The sequence below is a fragment of the Paraburkholderia aspalathi genome (assembly GCF_900116445.1).
Taxonomy (GTDB): Bacteria; Pseudomonadota; Gammaproteobacteria; order Burkholderiales; family Burkholderiaceae; genus Paraburkholderia; species Paraburkholderia aspalathi.
This window is the reverse complement of the sequence record NZ_FPBH01000007.1, coordinates 257,020-273,755: the sequence shown is the minus strand read 5'-3', so window position 1 is coordinate 273,755 and position 16,736 is coordinate 257,020. Positions and strand designations below refer to the sequence as shown.

Annotated in this window: 13 protein-coding genes; 12 read left to right on the top strand and 1 reads right to left on the bottom strand. The window is 63.0% G+C overall.

Annotated elements, in window-relative coordinates; translation table 11 throughout:
• Positions 1-44: 44 nt before the first annotated feature.
• Positions 45-1,295 (bottom strand): zinc-binding metallopeptidase family protein, encoded by a 1,251-nt coding sequence (locus tag BM438_RS14325; protein WP_093634880.1) that lies wholly within the window; start codon positions 1,293-1,295, stop codon positions 45-47.
• 313 nt (positions 1,296-1,608) lie between these two features.
• Between BM438_RS14325 and BM438_RS14315 the strand changes: the two genes are divergently transcribed.
• The 12 genes from BM438_RS14315 to BM438_RS14260 all read left to right on the top strand — a co-directional run bounded on the left by BM438_RS14315 (position 1,609) and on the right by BM438_RS14260 (position 16,735).
• Entirely contained in the window at positions 1,609-5,082 is a 3,474-nt protein-coding gene (locus BM438_RS14315; RefSeq protein ID WP_093634878.1) for a transglutaminase family protein, read from the top strand.
• Between the two features lie 45 nt (positions 5,083-5,127).
• On the top strand, positions 5,128-7,794 hold the full coding sequence (locus tag BM438_RS14310; RefSeq protein WP_093634877.1) for a circularly permuted type 2 ATP-grasp protein: 2,667 nt from the start codon (positions 5,128-5,130) through the stop codon (positions 7,792-7,794).
• Complete coding sequence (locus BM438_RS14305) at positions 7,791-8,681, top strand: transglutaminase family protein (RefSeq protein ID WP_093634876.1); 891 nt, start codon at positions 7,791-7,793, stop codon at positions 8,679-8,681. Before BM438_RS14310 ends, BM438_RS14305 begins: the two co-directional genes overlap by 4 nt.
• A gap of 231 nt (positions 8,682-8,912) precedes the next feature.
• Positions 8,913-9,644, top strand: coding sequence for an IclR family transcriptional regulator (locus BM438_RS14300; RefSeq protein ID WP_093634875.1), 732 nt, complete (start codon positions 8,913-8,915; stop codon positions 9,642-9,644).
• An 82-nt stretch (positions 9,645-9,726) separates the two neighbouring features.
• The gene (locus tag BM438_RS14295) at positions 9,727-10,482 is read left to right on the top strand and encodes a transporter substrate-binding domain-containing protein (protein WP_093634874.1); all 756 of its coding nucleotides are present in this window, start codon (positions 9,727-9,729) and stop codon (positions 10,480-10,482) included.
• A gap of 17 nt (positions 10,483-10,499) precedes the next feature.
• Entirely contained in the window at positions 10,500-11,168 is a 669-nt protein-coding gene (locus BM438_RS14290) for an amino acid ABC transporter permease (RefSeq protein ID WP_093634873.1), read from the top strand.
• Positions 11,165-11,938 (top strand): amino acid ABC transporter ATP-binding protein, encoded by a 774-nt coding sequence (locus tag BM438_RS14285; RefSeq protein ID WP_093634872.1) that lies wholly within the window; start codon positions 11,165-11,167, stop codon positions 11,936-11,938. The genes BM438_RS14290 and BM438_RS14285 overlap by 4 nt, the downstream gene beginning before the upstream one ends.
• Positions 11,935-12,939, top strand: a complete 1,005-nt coding sequence (hutG, locus tag BM438_RS14280) for a formimidoylglutamase (RefSeq protein WP_093634871.1) — start codon at positions 11,935-11,937, stop codon at positions 12,937-12,939. The genes BM438_RS14285 and hutG overlap by 4 nt, the downstream gene beginning before the upstream one ends.
• Positions 12,940-13,056: 117 nt before the next feature.
• Positions 13,057-13,479, top strand: a complete 423-nt coding sequence (locus tag BM438_RS14275; protein ID WP_093634870.1) for a MarR family winged helix-turn-helix transcriptional regulator — start codon at positions 13,057-13,059, stop codon at positions 13,477-13,479.
• A gap of 79 nt (positions 13,480-13,558) precedes the next feature.
• Positions 13,559-13,981 (top strand): MarR family winged helix-turn-helix transcriptional regulator, encoded by a 423-nt coding sequence (locus tag BM438_RS14270; protein WP_093634869.1) that lies wholly within the window; start codon positions 13,559-13,561, stop codon positions 13,979-13,981.
• An 87-nt stretch (positions 13,982-14,068) separates the two neighbouring features.
• Positions 14,069-15,157 carry an HlyD family secretion protein gene (locus BM438_RS14265; protein WP_200619282.1) on the top strand — a complete coding sequence of 363 codons (1,089 nt, stop codon included), beginning with the start codon at positions 14,069-14,071 and terminating at the stop codon, positions 15,155-15,157.
• A 6-nt stretch (positions 15,158-15,163) separates the two neighbouring features.
• Complete coding sequence (locus BM438_RS14260; RefSeq protein ID WP_093634867.1) at positions 15,164-16,735, top strand: DHA2 family efflux MFS transporter permease subunit; 1,572 nt, start codon at positions 15,164-15,166, stop codon at positions 16,733-16,735.
• The last annotated feature ends 1 nt before the right edge of the window (position 16,736 follow it).

Genomic DNA, 16,736 nt, shown 5'->3' with positions numbered 1-16,736 from the left:
AGATTCTCGAAGCGTTCCACGTGCGGGGGGTGTGACTGACTGGACTAACGCCGGCGTGTGGCCCGCTTGGCGGGTGCTGCTTTGACGGCGGCGGGTTCGGATTGCAAGGGCGGCGCTGACGGCGCGATTGTCTGCATGACGGGCGCCTGCACCGGCTCTTGCGACATCATAGGTTGAGCGACGGGTTGTGGCGCAGACAGCGGCGCCGGCTTCGCCGCTTCACGTGGTTGCGTTTTATCACCGGCTGCCGCAATCACCCGATGCACGAATCGCAGCTTATCCACGACCGGCGAGGCCAGCGTGAACGGATACCCGTCGGGCATGCCGAGACTGCGATTCAGGCTGTTCAACGCATACGTGAGCGGAAACCAGCGTTTCATCAGATTCTCGAAGCTCGCGTCTTCGATGGGCGTGCGGTCGGTCAGCGTCGGCTCGCTCGGGTCGTCGGGCAGCAAGGCGAGGCCATATGAGGTCGACGTATCCAGCACGTCGACGATCAGCATGTAGTGCGCCCACGTTTCGGCCCAATCTTCCCAGGGATGCATCGTCGCATAGGCGCTGATATACGAACCCTGCCAGTCTTTTGGCGCGCCGTCGCGGTAGTAGGCCGTCAGCGCTTCGCCGTAGTCGGCGCGCTCATCGCCGAACAGCTTGCGGTAGGGCTCGAGCCAGCGCGGGTCGTTCTCGACCAGCTGGCTGAAGTAGTAGTGGCCCGTCTCGTGGCGAAAGTGCCCGAGCAGCGTGCGGTAGGGCTCTCCCATCGCGCTGCGCACCTTCTCGCGGTAGGCGTCTTCGGCTTCGGCGATGTTCAGCGTGATCAGGCCGTTGTCGTGGCCGGTCATGACGCGCTCACCGTCGCCGCCGTCCTCGAGGAATTCGAATGCCAGGCCGGATTCGGGATCGTCCTTGCGCGAGGGCACGTCGAGGCCGAGCGCGGCCAGCGTGTACAGCAGACGCCGCTTCGCCATTTCCAGCCGGTACCAGTAGAGCCGGTTGTCCGGCGCGCTCAGATTCGGAATCGTGCGCGTGAGCTGGCAGGCGCGGCACAGCGTGTCGGGCGAGTCGGCGGGGATCATCCAGTTGCAGACATTTTCGACTGCGTAGTTGTGGCATTGCCGGAACAGCGCACCCTCGCCACGCGGGTGCAGGCTGCGCCAGCGGCCTTCACCGGCGTCTTCGAAAGCGCTGATTTCGGCCAGTTCAGGCACATATCCGAGCAATGCCTCGCAGCGTTCGCAACGAACGTTTTCATAGAACACAAGGTGCGAGCAGCGATTGCAGTGGAAGGTTTTCATTGATCGAACCTGGGTGGTGGGTGGCAGTCTTGGGGCGAAGCTAACGCGCAATCTTCATGCCGCATTTGCCAGACGTCACTGGTTTAACGCACATTACGTGCATGATCGTGCATCGGCGCTGCGCCGCTTTGGTGCGCGGCTGCTGAAAAGGTAAGGGAAAGGCGCGCTGATCGATCGACCGGACGGTCGACAGATGCGGCAAACTTCGCAGCAGGCGGTAATCCGGGCAGTACAGCCAGTTCTCGCGGTTTTTCGATCCACGGCATGAAGCTTGCTTTTTGGCGGGCTGCCATCCCTTGTCCAGGAGTCCGGTGTGTCCATTCGCGTCGCGTTGAATCATGTCACACATTACCGCTACGACAGGCTGGTTGCGCTGTCGCCCCAGGTCGTGCGTCTCAGGCCTGCGCCGCATTGCCGGACCCCCATCCTGTCTTATTCGATGCGGGTCGAACCGGCTGAACACTTCATCAACTGGCAGCAGGACGCGTTTGCCAACTATCAGGCACGCCTCGTGTTCCCCGAGAAGACGCGTGAATTCAAGGTGACCGTGGATCTGGTCGCCGAGATGGCGGTCTACAACCCGTTCGATTTCTTTCTCGAACCGTCGGCGGAACGGTTTCCGTTCGAGTATGCGCCCGGCCTCGCGCTGGAGCTCGCCCCGTACCTCGTCAAGCGGCCGATGACGCCGCGCTTCGCCGAGTTCGTCGCGAGTATTGACCGTAAGCCGATGGTCACCGCCGACTTCCTCGTCGGACTGAATCAGCGGCTGCAACGCGAGATCCGCTACCTGATCCGCATGGAGCCCGGCGTGCAGACGCCCGAGGAAACGCTGGTCAGCGCCGCGGGTTCGTGCCGCGATTCGGGCTGGCTGCTGGTCGAGACGCTCCGGCAACTGGGGCTGGCGGCGCGCTTTGTCTCAGGCTACCTGCTGCAACTTGCCCCCGACGTCAAATCCATCGACGGCCCGAGCGGCACCGAAGTCGACTTCACCGACCTGCACGCATGGTGCGAGGTCTACCTGCCGGGCGCGGGCTGGATCGGCCTCGACCCGACCTCCGGCCTGCTGGCCGGGGAGGGCCATATTCCGGTCGCCTGCACGCCGGAACCCGGCAGCGCGGCGCCGATCTCCGGCGCGGTCGACGAATCCGAAGTCGAGTTCGAGCACACCATGTCGATCGAACGGGTCCTGGAGACGCCGCGCGTCACCAAGCCCTTCACCGAAGAAGTGTGGAGCGACGTCGTTAAAATGGGCGAGCAGGTCGACCAGCGCCTGACCGAGATGGACGTGCGCCTGACGATGGGCGGCGAGCCGACCTTCGTGTCGGTGCGCGATCGCGACGCCGCCGAATGGAACACCGACGCCCTCGGCCCCACCAAACGCGGCTACGCGGTCGCGCTGATGGACAAGCTGCGCTCGCGCTACGGCGCAAACGGTTTTCTGCATATTGGCCAGGGCAAGTGGTATCCGGGCGAACAGTTGCCGCGCTGGGCGATGTCGCTCTACTGGCGCGCCGACGGTGAGCCGTGCTGGCAAGACCCCACGCTCTTCGCCGACGAACGCGAGCCGGGCACCTACACGGCCGCCGACGCCCAGCGTTTCCTCGCTCATCTGGCGACCAAGCTAGCGCTCGACACGGACTGCATCCAGCCCGGCTTCGAAGACGTCTGGTACTACCTGTGGCGCGAGCGCCGTCTGCCGGTCAACGTCGATCCGCTCGACGCGCGTCTGGATGACGAGCTGGAGCGTGTGCGCCTGCGGCGTGTGTTCGACGCGGGCCTGGGCGGCGCGACCGGTTTTGTCCTGCCGCTCGCACGCGAACGCGACGTGCCGAACGAGCCGCCGAAGTGGGTCAGCGGCCGCTGGTTCTTCCGCGACGAACGCATGTTCCTGATTCCCGGCGATTCGCCAATGGGTTATCGCTTGCCGCTCGATTCGCTGCCGTGGGTGTCGAAGACCGACTATCCGTATCAGCACGCGCACGATCCGTTTGCGCCACCGGTGCCGTTGCGTCCGGCCGCGCAATTGCGCATGCAATACGACGGCGAACAGCGCACCTTGAGCGCCGCCGATGCGCGGCGTGCGGCGGCGTTGTCGTCGTCAGCGGCGGATCTGTTGAGCGGCATGGCGGGCAGCGGCGTGGTGGCCTTTGCGCCTCAGTCAGGCGACCAGCAGCCGCCGGAGCGTGGGCAGTCGTCGAAGGAAACGCTGCGTACGGCGATCTGCGTCGAAGCACGCGACCCGAAACGGGCTGCCGGTCCGAAGGCGGAAACCGAAGCGTTCGGCAGCGGGCGCTCGCTGCTGCATGTGTTCATGCCGCCGCTCACCGAACTCGACGACTATCTCGACCTACTCGCGGCGATCGAAGCGACGGCCGCCGAATTGCAGATGCAGGTGGTGCTCGAAGGCTATCCGCCGCCGCGCGATGCGCGCCTGAAGGTCCTGCAGGTTACGCCGGACCCGGGTGTGATCGAGGTGAACATTCATCCGGCTTCGAGCTGGGAGCAACTGGTCGACAACACGGAGTACCTGTATCAATCCGCGGCCGAGAGCTATCTGAGCAGCGAGAAGTTCATGACCGACGGCCGCCATACGGGGACCGGCGGCGGCAATCACTTCGTGCTCGGCGGTGCGACGCCTGCCGATAGTCCGTTCCTGCGCCGTCCGGATCTGCTGGCCAGCCTGATCGCGTATTGGCATAACCATCCGTCGCTGTCGTATCTGTTTTCCGGGCTCTTTATCGGGCCGACGAGCCAGGCGCCGCGCGTCGACGAGGCACGCAACGACCAGGTGTACGAGTTGGAGGTGGCGTTCCGCGAGCTGCAGCGGCAGATCGATCTGCTCGGCGGACGCGACAGCGCGAACCTGCCGGCGTGGATGATCGACCGCTCGTTGCGCAACATCCTGATCGACGTGACGGGCAATACGCACCGCGCCGAGTTCTGCATCGACAAACTCTATTCGCCCGATGGTCCCACTGGCCGCCTTGGCCTGCTCGAGTTGCGCGGCTTCGAAATGCCGCCGCATGCACGCATGAGTCTCGTCCAGCAGTTGCTGCTGCGCGCGTTGGTGGCGCGCTTCTGGCACACGCCGTACACGCAGCGGCTCACGCGCTGGGGCACGGAACTGCATGACCGCTTCCTGCTCGGCACCTTCGCCAAGATGGATTTCGACGACGTACTCGGCGAACTCAACCAGGCGGGCTTCGCCTTCGAGAGCAGCTGGTTCGCGCCGCACTTCGAATTCCGCTTCCCGCTGGTCGGCGAGACCACGGTGAACGGCGTCTCGCTGACGATCCGCAACGCGCTCGAACCGTGGCACGTGATGGGTGAGGAGGGCTCGCCGGGCGGCACGGTGCGTTACGTGGATTCGTCCGTGGAAAGGCTCGAAGTGCGCGCGCTCGGTTTGAACGACAACCGCCATGTGGTGACGGTCAACGGCGTGCCGGTGCCGCTTCAGCCGACGGGCCGCGTCAGCGAATATGTGGCCGGCGTGCGCTTTCGCGCCTGGGCGCAACCGTCGGCGCTGCATCCGACCATCGGTGTGGATGCGCCGCTCACTTTCGACCTGGTCGATACATGGACTGGCCGCTCGGTCGGCGGATGCCAGTATCATGTCGCACATCCGGGCGGGCGCAACTATCAGACCTTCCCGGTCAACGCCTACGAGGCCGAAAGCCGGCGGCGCGCACGCTTCTTCGCATCCGGTCATACGCCGGGGCCGCTTACGGTCGGTGTACCGCAGCGCAGCCTCGAGTTTCCGTTTACGTTGGACCTGCGCTACTGGTAACCTGGTAGACTGAAGCGGCAGCATACTTTTAAGAACGACACGACCTTGGCCTTTCAATCGACTTTTCCTTTCGAAACGTCCGCGGCACGCGCGGACGCTTCGTCCTTATTACGGCTGTTGCCGGCCTACGAAGGACATTGGGACGAGTTACGCGATGCCTCGGGCGTGTTGCGCGAGCCGTGGCGGCAATTCTTCGAGCGGCTCGGCGAAGACGGCATCGCGCGATTGGAAGATCACCGCGCCTCGGTCGCGCAGCAGATCCGCGACAACGACATCAGCTACAACGTCTACGCGGATAACGGCGAGCCGCGGCCGTGGGCGCTCGACCTGCTGCCGTTCCTGATTAGCGAGGCCGAGTGGGCGCATATCGAGCGTGGCGTGACGCAGCGCGCGCATCTGCTCAATGCCATCGTCGCCGATATTTATGGGCCGCAGACCTTGCTCGAGCGTGGGCAGTTGCCGCCTGCGCTGGTGTTCGGGCATCCGGGTTATCTGCGTTCCGTGAAGGGCTTCACGCCGCCTGGCGGCCAGTATCTGCAGGTGGTCGCCGTCGATCTGGCGCGTACGCCCGCCGGCAATTGGACCGTCATGGCGCATCGCACCGAGGCGCCATCCGGCCTGGGTTACGCGCTGGAAAACCGGCTGATCGTGTCGACGCTATTTGCCGAACCGTTCCGTGCGATGCGCGTGAGCCGCCTCGCGCCGACGTATTCACAACTGATCGCGACGCTCGCGCAGGCCGCCCAGGCCACCATGTCGCCCGACAGTTCGGGCGCCGATGGTTTGCCCCATATCGCGCTGCTCACGCCTGGTCCGTTTAGCGAAACCTACTTCGAGCACGTGTTTCTCGCGCGCTATCTCGGCGTGACGCTGGTCGAAGGCAAAGACCTGACCGTGCGTGACGACATGCTGTATCTGAAGACGCTCGCCGGTCTCGAGCGCGTGCACGTCGTGCTGCGCCGTCTGGACGATGCGTTCTGCGATCCGGTCGAACTGCGCGCGGATTCGAGCATCGGCGTGCCGGGCCTGTTGCAGGTGATGCGCGCGGGCAATGTGATCGTGTCGAACGTGCCGGGTTCGGGCTTTGTCGAATCGCCTGCCTTGCATGGTTTTCTGCCGGGCATCGCCGAAGTTTTACTCGACGAAGACCTTGTGCTGCCGAGCGTGGCCACCTGGTGGTGCGGCGAAAAGGCGGCCCGCGTCCACGCATTTGGGCGTCTGGAGGAAGCGTTCATCGTACCGACGTGGCCCGTCGCGGCACGCGATGCGCCACCGGGAATCGAGCAGGGCAGGCAACGGCTGTCGACATGGCGCGAGCGCATCGAAGCGATGCCGGACACCTATACGATCCAGCAGGCACAGCGCTTTTCCTGCACGCCGCGTTACGAAGACGGCACCATTGGCCGCCGCCCGTCGGTCCTGCGTGTCTATGCGATTGCCGACGTCAACGGTGGTTGGCACGTGATGCCAGGCGGCTTCACGCGGATGGCCGCCGAGCGCCAGGCGACGGTGTCGATGCAGTACGGCGGCAGTAGCGTCGACACGTGGGTGCTGTCGAGCCAGCCGACGTCGACCTTCACGCTGCTGCCTTCGCCGATGCAACCCGCCGACCTCGCGCGCAAGCATCGCACCGTGTCGAGCCGGGCGGCGGAAAACCTGTTCTGGGCCGGACGCTATGGCGAACGTGCCGAAAACAACGTGCGGCTGTTGCGCCTGATTCTTGGTTCGCTGGAAGGCAACGACGCCGACGCGATGTTCCCCACGCTGGTCGAGCTCGCCACGCATTGCGGTCTCGTGCAATCCGGCGACATGTTTGCGCCGAACTCGCCGCAAGTGTTCGAACGCGCGTTGGTCGCGAATCTGAGCGAGAGCACCGGCCCCACTAGCATTGGCCAGAACCTCGCATGGCAAGCACGTTCGAACGGCGAGGTGCGTGGGCGTTTATCGAACGACCACTGGCGCACGATTCTCGCGGCGCGCAACGATTTCCGCGATGCATTGCAGACCTTGATGCCGGCTGCGGTGGGCAATGGCAACGGCAATGGCGGCGGTAGTGGTTCAGCGCCGGGCGGCGCGAATGGTAACGGTCGCGCTGAGCGCAGCGAACGCTACGATCGTTATGACCGCGTGACGCTGATGAACGCGCTTGAACGTTTGTCGGTGCAGCTATCGGCGATCAGCGGCGCGCAAGGCGACCGCATGACACGCGACGAAGCGTGGCGTCTGCTATTCGTGGGGCGGCACATCGAACGCGTGTCGGCGATGACGTCGTTTTTGCGGGTGGTCGCCGATAAGGGCCAACTCTCTACGCCAGCCGGATTCGATCTGTTGCTGCAATTGTTCGACAGCACGCTGACCTATCGCTCGCTGTATCCGGGCCGTTTCGAAGTGCCCGCCTTGCTCGATCTGCTGGTGATCGAGCCCACGAATCCGCGCGGCGTCTATGGCGTCTATGAGCGCCTGCGCAAGAAGCTCGATGAGATCGCCGTGGCGGCGGGCAGCATGCGGCATCGTCCGTTTGCGGAATTGATGCCGCCCGCCGCTTCCTTGCCGGCGCTCGAATCGGTGTGCGCCATCGACGAAAACGATTCATACGCCGACCTGATTGCGGTGTGCGATCAGATTGGCGGCTACGTCGGCGCGGCGGCGCATGAGATCAGCGCGCGCTATTTCAGTCATGCCAGTACGGTGGCTTCGCAGGTGTGGTCATGAAGAACGCGCCGACAGTCTTGTCCGTCTCCCATCGCACGACCTACCACTACTCCACGTATGTGGAGACCGCCCAGCATCTCGCGACGATCCGGCCGATCGCCTGTGCGTGGCAGCGCGTGGTCTCGCACAGCGAAAAGATCGAACCGGAACCGTCGTATCAAACCAGCCGGATGGACGCATTCGGCAACGACGTCCTGTACTTCGCGCTGGACGCCCCGCACGAGCGCTTGCAACTCGTCAGCGAAACCACGGTGGCGCTCATGCCGCGCTGGACCGACCTCGACCCCGAGGAAACGCCGGAATGGGAGTGCGTCGCGGACGAGTTGCGGTTTTGGGTGGGCGGCGAGTTCCGGCCTGAGGTGGAGTTCTGCTTTGCATCGCCGAACATCGTGCCGCGGCCGTCGTTGCGCGCTTATGCCCTGCCGAGTTTTCCGCCCGGCATGCCGATCGTGGCGGGGGCGATCGATCTGATGCACCGGATTCACAAGGACTTCGCGTACAAACCTTCGGCGACGATGTTCGACACGCCTGCCGAGCGCGCCTTCGAATTGAAGAGCGGGGTATGCCAGGACTTCGCGCAGGTGATGATCGGCTGTTTGCGCTCGCTAGGTTTGCCGGCGCGCTACGTGAGCGGTTATCTGCGCAACGATCCGCCGCCTGGGCAGCCGCGCTTGATCGGTGCGGATGCTTCGCATGCGTGGGTGTCCGTGTATTGCCCGGAGAGTGGCTGGATCGATCTTGATCCCACCAACGACGTGCTCGCCGATATGGATCATGTGACGCTCGCGATCGGCCGCGATTACAGCGACGTGTCCTTGCTGCGCGGCATGATCCTAGGGGGCGGGGCGCATCGGGTGGAAGTGGGCGTGACGGTGCTCGCGCTCTAAGCGGCTGCTTTTACTCGTTTTACCCCTTCAGCAAGCCACTTTCTGGTTGAACGAATCCGCCATACGTGCCGCACGTCCGCTGCGGCACGCTCTTTTATCCCGCTTTCGGGGAAAACCCTCTCTCTTCATTCCCATTCAGCGGGAATCCAATTTTTGAAATCCGAGAATGTTCTGGCATTCTGATTCCGTTATTCATTATGGGTAGTTTTCATCGTGAACGCGGAACAGGGTATGACAGGAGCTGAACGGGTGCTGCTGGTGCTGGCCGCACTCGCCAGTCATGGCAAGGCCATGTCGGTCAAGGATCTGCTCGCTGTCACCGGTCTCGCGCAAAGCACGCTGTACCGGCAAATCGCGTTGCTCAAGCGCTGGGGTTTCGTCGCTGAAAACGCGGGGCATTACGCGCCGGGTCCGATCAGCCTGCAACTCGCGCTTGGTTTCGATGTGAATTCGCTGCTCGTCGAAGCGAGCCGCACCGAGATGCAGCAACTGGCGCGCGCTTCGCAGGAAAGCATCGGGCTGGTGGTCGCCGTCAAGCATCAGGTGATGTGCCTGGAAATGGTCGACAGCCAGCACTCGTTGCGCTGCTCGTTCGAGAAAGGCCGCGCCGTGCCGCTGAAAGCCGGCGCTTCGGCGAAATCCCTGCTGGCGTTCATGGCCGACAAGGCACGCACCGAAGTACTCGACAACCTGTTCGAAAACGACCCTGCCGGCCGCGCCGCGATCGAAACCGAACTCGAACAGATTCGCGCTCAGGGCTACGCCGTCAGCGACAGCGAAGTCGATCCGGGCGTGTGGGGCGTGAGCGCCCCGATATTTCATCGCAGCGGACGCGGCGCCGGAAGCAGCGCGTCGATCACGCTGATGGCGCCGTCCACGCGCGCCATCGGCCGCGAAAGCCAATTCATCGACGGGACGCTACGTACGGCCCGCGCTATTTCCGAGCATATGCAAACCGATTGATCGGGCAGGGCCGCTCGCGGCCGTATTCGATCTGGATACCGAACGAACTGAACTAACCGAACGAACCACAAGGAGCCCTCCCATGAAACTGAATCGACTGTTGTCCCTCGCATGCGTTACGTTTGCGGTGACGTTCGCCGGGTTTTCCGGTGCAGCGTCCGCACAGACGCCGGACGTGCTGAACGTCGCCACGGATGCGACCTTCCCGCCGATGGAGTACACCGACAACGGCGCGCGCACCGGCTTCGACGTCGACATGATGAATGCGCTCGCGAAAGCCATGGGCAAGCGTGTGCAATGGACGGATATCGACTTCAAAGGCCTGATTCCGGGCTTGATCGCACATCGTTTCGACGCGGCGATCTCCGCTATCTACATCACCGATGAACGCGCGAAAGTGGTCGACTTCACCGATTCGTACTACGCGGGCGGCCTCGTCGCGCTGGTGAAAAGCGATTCGCCGATCAAGTCGGTGACCGACCTGAACGGCAAGAAAGTCTCGGTCCAGGTGGGCACGAAGTCAGTCAACTTCCTGCGTGACAACTTCCCGCAAATCAACCGTGTCGAAGTCGAGAAGAATCAGGAAATGTTCGACCTGGTGGGTATTGGCCGTGCTGACGCAGCCGTGACCGGCAAGCCGGCCGCCTATCAGCTGGTGAAGACGCGCGGCGGTTTCCGCGTGCTCGAGAAGCCGCTGACGACCGAAGCATACGGTATCGCCGTGCGCAAGGACGAGCCGCAACTGAAGGCGGCATTCAACACGGCGCTGGCGAAGATCAAGGCGGACGGCACTTACGCGGCGATCGTCAAGAAGTGGTTCGGCGCCACGGCGCAATAACCGGCTGAGCAGACACAATGGAACTCGATTTTTCGCCGGTGATTGCCGGCTGGCCGGACATCATGCACGGCGCGCTGGTGACGGTCGAAGTGACCGCCGCCGCGCTCGCGCTGAGCTGTGTGCTGGGCCTGCTGATCGGTATTGGCCGGCTCACGCCGAAGCGGCGCATTGTCTACGCCTTCTGTACGGCCTACCTCACGTTTTTCCGCGGCACGCCGTTGCTCGTGCAACTTTTCCTGCTGTTCTTCGGCTTGCCGCAATTCGGCATTCTGTTGCCGGCTTTCGTGTGCGGGATGCTTGGGCTTGGCCTGTATTCGGCGGCTTATGTGTCGGAGATCGTGCGCGGTGCGATTCAGTCGGTGGATCGCGGGCAAATGGAAGCGGCACGCTCGATCGGCATGTCGTCGGGGCAGGCCATGCGCGCAATCATTCTGCCGCAGGCGATCGTGCGGATGATCCCGTCGCTCGGCAATGAGTTCATCGCGTTGATCAAGAATTCGGCGCTGGTGTCGCTGCTGACGATCGACGATCTGATGCATGAAGGCCAGAAGATCATCAGCGTGTCGTACCGTTCGCTCGAAGTGTATCTGGCCATCGCGCTGGTGTATCTGGTGTTGACGCAGGTGACGAACTACGCGCTGCATCGTGTGGAGCGCCGCTTGCGTGCAGGAGGGATGGTGCAATGAACACCGCAAAAGTAGATGAACCTATCGTCAGCATTCGTGGGCTGACCAAATCGTTCGGTTCGCATACCGTGCTCAACGGCATCGACTTCGACATTCAACCGCAGCAGGTGGTGGTCGTGATCGGGCCGAGCGGCTCGGGCAAGAGTACGTTCCTGCGTTGCTGCAACGGGCTTGAACAGGCCGAAGGCGGCACGATCGATATCTGCGGGCATCGGCTGGTCGATCATGGTGAGATGCTCAAGGAACGCTCGCTGAATGCGCTGCGTACCGAAGTGGGCATGGTGTTTCAGTCGTTCAATCTGTTTCCGCATCTGTCCGTGCTGCATAACATCACGGTCGGTCCGCGGATGTTGCGTGGCGCCAGCAAGGCCGAAGCCGAAGCGGCTGCAACCGCGTTGCTGGAAAAAGTCGGTCTGGCTCACAAGGCGCATGTGATGCCGGCGAGCCTGTCGGGTGGGCAGAAGCAGCGCGTTGCCATTGCTCGCGCGTTGGCGATGCAACCGCGCGTGATGTTGTTCGACGAGCCGACTTCCGCGCTCGATCCTGAGCTGGTCGGCGAAGTGCTGCAAGTGATGAAGCTGCTCGCGAGCGAAGGCATGACGATGGTGGTCGTCACGCACGAAATGGGTTTCGCGAAGGAAGTCGCCGACGTGGTGGTGGTGATGGACGGTGGCGTGATTGTCGAGGCGGGGCCGCCGGCTGAGATTTTCTCGGCGCCGTCGCAGCCGCGCACGCGGGCTTTCCTGCAGGCGGTGTTGTCGCGCGCATGAGAGTTCTGTTCGACGACAAGGTGTGGAGCGGCCGTTCCGATGAGGGTGAGCCTGGCGACACCCGGCGTATTTTCAATCAGGTGGTGCCGTTTGGTGGTGCGCGGCGGCATGAGGATGGTTTACGCGCCGCGCCATTCGGTGAAAGCGATGCGACGGTGATCGTCGGCTTTGGTTCTGACGAAGGCGTGCGGCGCAATCAGGGACGCGTTGGCGCGGCGCATGCGCCGAAGGAGTTGCGCCGTGTGCTGGCCGGTCTGCCGGCGAAGACGTCGATGACGACGCTCGCCGATGCGGGCGATGTGGTGTGCGATGACGGCGATCTCGAAGGCGCGCAAGCGGAACTCGCGAACCTGGTGAGCGACGTGCTCGCGAGCGGCGGCCGGCCGTTGGTGTTCGGCGGCGGTCACGAGGTTGCGTGGGGGACGTATAGCGGTTTGCGCTTGCATCAGGATCGCGTGGATGGGGCTCGAGCTGAGGCCGTGGCCGCCACAACCCGCAAACTACTCATCATTAACTTCGACGCCCACTTCGATCTGCGTCAGAAGCGGCCGGCTAATTCAGGCACGCCATTCGATCAGATTGCGAACGACTGCACCGAGCGGGGTGTGCCGTTCAACTACGCCTGCTTCGGCATCAGCGATCTGGGCAACACCGCTTCGCTGTTCGCGCATGCGGAGGAACTCGCCGTGCGCTACGTGCTCGACGTCGATATGCAGGAACCGCAATTGCCGCAGCGTCTGGACGACCTTCAGCAATTGCTGGATTCGGCGGACGACGTTTACCTGACTATCGATCTCGACGTGCTCCCGGCCGCTACCGCGCCGGGCGTATCGGCGCCTGCCGCGTTGGGCGTGCCCTTGTCGGTCGTCGAAGCGATGGTGCAGCGCGTGCGGGCATCGGGCAAGCTGCGCGCGGCGGATATTGCGGAGTACAACCCGTCGCTCGATCAGGACAAGCGCACGGCGAGGGCGGCGTCGCGGTTGGCATATCGGTTGCTTTAGCACTCCCTTACTCCACGAACGCCCCCGGACCGCAAACCGGCCTGTCGAACCCTCCGAGGTACTGTCTGAGCGAAAGTGGCCTTGACATAGTGCGTATGCACATATACACTCCGCAACATGACCCGTCCTCTCTCTTACGACGAATGCAACTGTTTCGCGCTGCGCCAGGCGGCCCGGCACGTCACGCAAATCTACGAGCGCCATCTTGGCGAGGTAGGGCTGACGGCTGCGCAGTTCACGATTCTCGCCAAGCTCGCGCGCACACCGAACCTGCCGATGCTGGACCTCGCAGACGCCATGGTCATGGAGCGCACCACGTTGGTCCGCGCCATGAAACCGTTGCAGCGTGACGGACTGGTGGTTGCCGAATCGGCGGAGCATGACGGCCGCACGTTTCTGTTCAGTCTCACGGAGAAGGGCGAAACAACCTTCGATCAGGCGGCAATCGCATGGCGTGCCGCACAGGACGAATTCGAGGAAAAATTCGGCCACGCACGTGCCAAGGCGCTGCGCTCCGAGCTCTTCGGCATCACCGGATAAACAAAGCGTATGAGCTCGTTTCGACGAGCTTTTTTACGCCTGATTATGTGCATACGCACTCACGAAAGGAAGCGTAGCGATGGACGGGCTTTTCGACGACGACTGCTTTGCGATCCGCCAGGCCGCACGCTATGTGTCGCAGATTTACGATCGTCACCTGGAGAACGTCGGCCTCACCATCACGCAGTTTTCGCTGATGGGGCGCTTAAAGCGCGTGGGTCCGATGACCATGAAGCAACTGACCGAAGCCATGCGCATGCAGCGCACCACGCTGGTTCGCACGATCCAGCCGCTGCGGCGCAACGGGCTGGTGTCGAGCGAGACGCTTGGGGCGGATGCGCGGGCGTTGTCGATCGCACTGACGGCGGCCGGCGAGGAACGTTTGCAAGCCGGGCGCAAGCATTGGTATGCGGCGCAAGCCGAATTCGAAGATCGCTTCGGCGAGCAGCGCGCGGCGGCACTGCGTACTGAGTTGTTCGCCATTACAAAAGACCCCGTTTGAATCTGCCCCGCGTGAAGCGGGTCAAGCCGGCGCAGCACAACGCGCTTTTTTCCAAGCTTAACGAGTGCATACACACATACAGACATCATGTCCACTACACCCTCGACTATTGCTCCGCCCAGCGCGGCGAACGCCGCCAAACCGGCACGGCGCATTCCGTGGATGCTGCTCGCGGTCATCACTGTGCTCGCGGTGCTGGCGCTTGCGGCGTCGTACTGGTTCTTCGTCGGCCGTTTTGTCGAAACGACCGACGACGCGTACGTCGGCGGTGATGTGACCGTGATGTCGCCGAAAGTGAACGGTTTCGTGACGGACGTGCTGGTGCGGGACAACCAGTTCGTCCATGCGAATCAGGTGCTGATCCGGCTCGATGCACGCGATTACGACGCTCGTCTCGCGCAAGCCAGTGCGGAAGTGGAGAGTGCACAGGCGGCTGTTACCGAGTTGCAGGCGAAGAAGTCCCTGCAGCTTGCCACCATCAACGAGCAGGCCGCCGAAGTTCGCGCCTCGGGCGCCGAGCTGACGCGCAGCACCGCCGATCAGGCGCGCTATCGTGAACTCGTGAAGGACGATGCGGTATCGAACCAGGTCGTGGAGCGCGCGGATGCCGATCTGACCAAGGCGCATGCCGCGGTCGACCGCAGCAGCGCAGCCCTGATCGCGGCGCAACGGCAGATCGCCGTGCTCGACGCGCAGATCGGCGACGCACAGGCGCGCATCGCCACCGCGCAGGCGGCGCAACGGGTCGCGGCATTGAATGTGGAGTACACCACGATCCGTTCGCCGATCGACGGCTACGTCGGTAATCGCACCGCGCGCGTCGGCTTGCTGGCGAACGTTGGCGTGTCCCTGCTGACCGTGGTGCCGTCGAGCGGACTGTGGATCGACGCCAACTTCAAGGAAGATCAGTTGAAGAAGATGCACGTTGGCGACGGTGTCGACGTCGATCTCGATGCATCGAGCAAACGGATTCACGGCGTGGTTGAGAGTCTCGCACCCGCGACCGGCGCGACCTTCAGCGTGCTGCCGGCGGAAAACGCGACCGGCAACTTTACGAAAATCGTGCAGCGTGTGCCGGTACGCGTGCGTCTCGAGGTGCCGAAGGACATGGAGGGCGTGCTACGCCCAGGCCTGTCGGCGACGGTGAAAGTGCATCTCGACGCTGCTCACGGTTAAACGATCATGACTCAGGTCCTTGCCAATCCCGCCGACCTGCCGACACGCACCAAAGTGTTCGCGTTCGTGCTGATGTGCCTCGGTTTTTTCATGGCGACACTCGATATCCAGATCGTGGCGTCTTCGCTCAAGGATATCGGCGGCGGCTTGTCCGCGAGCCAGGATGAGCTCTCGTGGGTGCAGACCGCGTACCTGATCGCGGAGATTCTCGTGATCCCGATGTCCGGCTGGCTCACGCGTGTGTTCTCGACGCGCTGGGTGTTCGCGTTCTCCGCGCTGGGCTTTACGGTCACCAGTATGTTGTGCGGCCTGGCATGGGACATCAACTCGATGATCCTGTTTCGCGGTCTGCAGGGCGCGCTCGGTGCCGCGATGATTCCGACCGTGTTCACGACGGCATTCGTGCTGTTCCCCGGCAAGCAGCGCCTGATTGCGTCCACCACCATCAGCGCGCTCGCCACGCTCGCACCGACGGTCGGTCCGGTGATTGGCGGCTGGATCACATCGCAATGGTCGTGGCACTGGCTGTTCTATCTGAATCTCGTGCCGGGTCTCGCCGTCACGCTGTTGGTGCCGAAGTACGTGCACTTCGACAACGTCGATCTCTCACTGCTGAAAAAGGGCGACTATCTCGGCATCCTGCTGATGTCCGGTTTTCTGGGTTGCCTTGAATACGTCCTGGAAGAAGGGCCACGCAAGAACTGGTTCGGCGACGACGTGATCCTCACGTGTACCTGGGTAGCGGCGATCTGCGGATTCCTGTTCATCGTGCACGCGTTCACCGCAAAAGAGCCGATCGTCGATTTGCGCGCGCTGGCGATCCGCAACTTCGGCATTGGCAGTCTGCTGTCCTTCATCACAGGGATCGGGATTTTCTGCGCGGTGTTCCTGACACCGGTGTTCCTGTCACGTGTGCGCGGCTTCGATTCGCTGCAGATCGGCGTGGCGTTGCTGTCAGTGGGATGTTTTCAACTGGTCGCGATGGTCGCGTATTCGATAGTCGCGCGTTTTGTCGATATGCGCCTGTTGCTGGTGTTCGGCCTGGTGCTGTTCGGCGTCGGCTGTTATCTGTATGTGCCGCTGACCAATCAGTGGGGCTGGCAGGAATTGCTGATCCCGCAGGCGTTGCGCGGCATTGGCCAGCAATTCTGCATTCCGCCCATCGTCACGATGGCCCTCGGTTCATTGCCGATGTCGAGGCTTCGATCCGCCAGCGGTCTCTTCAATCTGATGCGCAATCTCGGCGGCGCGATTGGCATTGCCGTGAGCAGCACCATGCTCAACGATCGTTTGAATCTCCACTACGAGCGGCTCGACGAACATTTGAGCACGGGCCGTCCGGTAATCGAGTCGATCTTGCAGCAGCAAAGCGCGCACTTCGCGGCAGTCGGCGGCGATGCGCTGAATGCGGCCAACGCGGGCCTCGGGGCGTTGCATGGGCTGCTGATGCGCGAAGCGCTCGTGCTCACGTTCTCCGACACGTTCTTTGCGCTGTCGCTCTGTTTTGTCGTCGGTTTGCTGAGCGTGCTGTTCTCGCGCCCGTTTGGCAATACCGCGCCACCGCCCGATGCTCATTGAG

What these genes read in the sequence shown, in the direction of transcription:
- BM438_RS14325 (WP_093634880.1), bottom strand. Translation starts at nt 1,295, where the DNA reads ATGAAAACCTTCCACTGCAATCGCTGCTCGCACCTTGTGTTCTATGAA.
- BM438_RS14305 (WP_093634876.1), top strand. Translation starts at nt 7,791, where the DNA reads ATGAAGAACGCGCCGACAGTCTTGTCCGTCTCCCATCGCACGACCTAC.
- BM438_RS14300 (WP_093634875.1), top strand. Translation starts at nt 8,913, where the DNA reads ATGACAGGAGCTGAACGGGTGCTGCTGGTGCTGGCCGCACTCGCCAGT.
- BM438_RS14295 (WP_093634874.1), top strand. Translation starts at nt 9,727, where the DNA reads ATGAAACTGAATCGACTGTTGTCCCTCGCATGCGTTACGTTTGCGGTG.
- BM438_RS14290 (WP_093634873.1), top strand. Translation starts at nt 10,500, where the DNA reads ATGGAACTCGATTTTTCGCCGGTGATTGCCGGCTGGCCGGACATCATG.
- BM438_RS14285 (WP_093634872.1), top strand. Translation starts at nt 11,165, where the DNA reads ATGAACACCGCAAAAGTAGATGAACCTATCGTCAGCATTCGTGGGCTG.
- hutG (WP_093634871.1), top strand. Translation starts at nt 11,935, where the DNA reads ATGAGAGTTCTGTTCGACGACAAGGTGTGGAGCGGCCGTTCCGATGAG.
- BM438_RS14275 (WP_093634870.1), top strand. Translation starts at nt 13,057, where the DNA reads ATGACCCGTCCTCTCTCTTACGACGAATGCAACTGTTTCGCGCTGCGC.
- BM438_RS14270 (WP_093634869.1), top strand. Translation starts at nt 13,559, where the DNA reads ATGGACGGGCTTTTCGACGACGACTGCTTTGCGATCCGCCAGGCCGCA.
- BM438_RS14265 (WP_200619282.1), top strand. Translation starts at nt 14,069, where the DNA reads ATGTCCACTACACCCTCGACTATTGCTCCGCCCAGCGCGGCGAACGCC.
- BM438_RS14260 (WP_093634867.1), top strand. Translation starts at nt 15,164, where the DNA reads ATGACTCAGGTCCTTGCCAATCCCGCCGACCTGCCGACACGCACCAAA.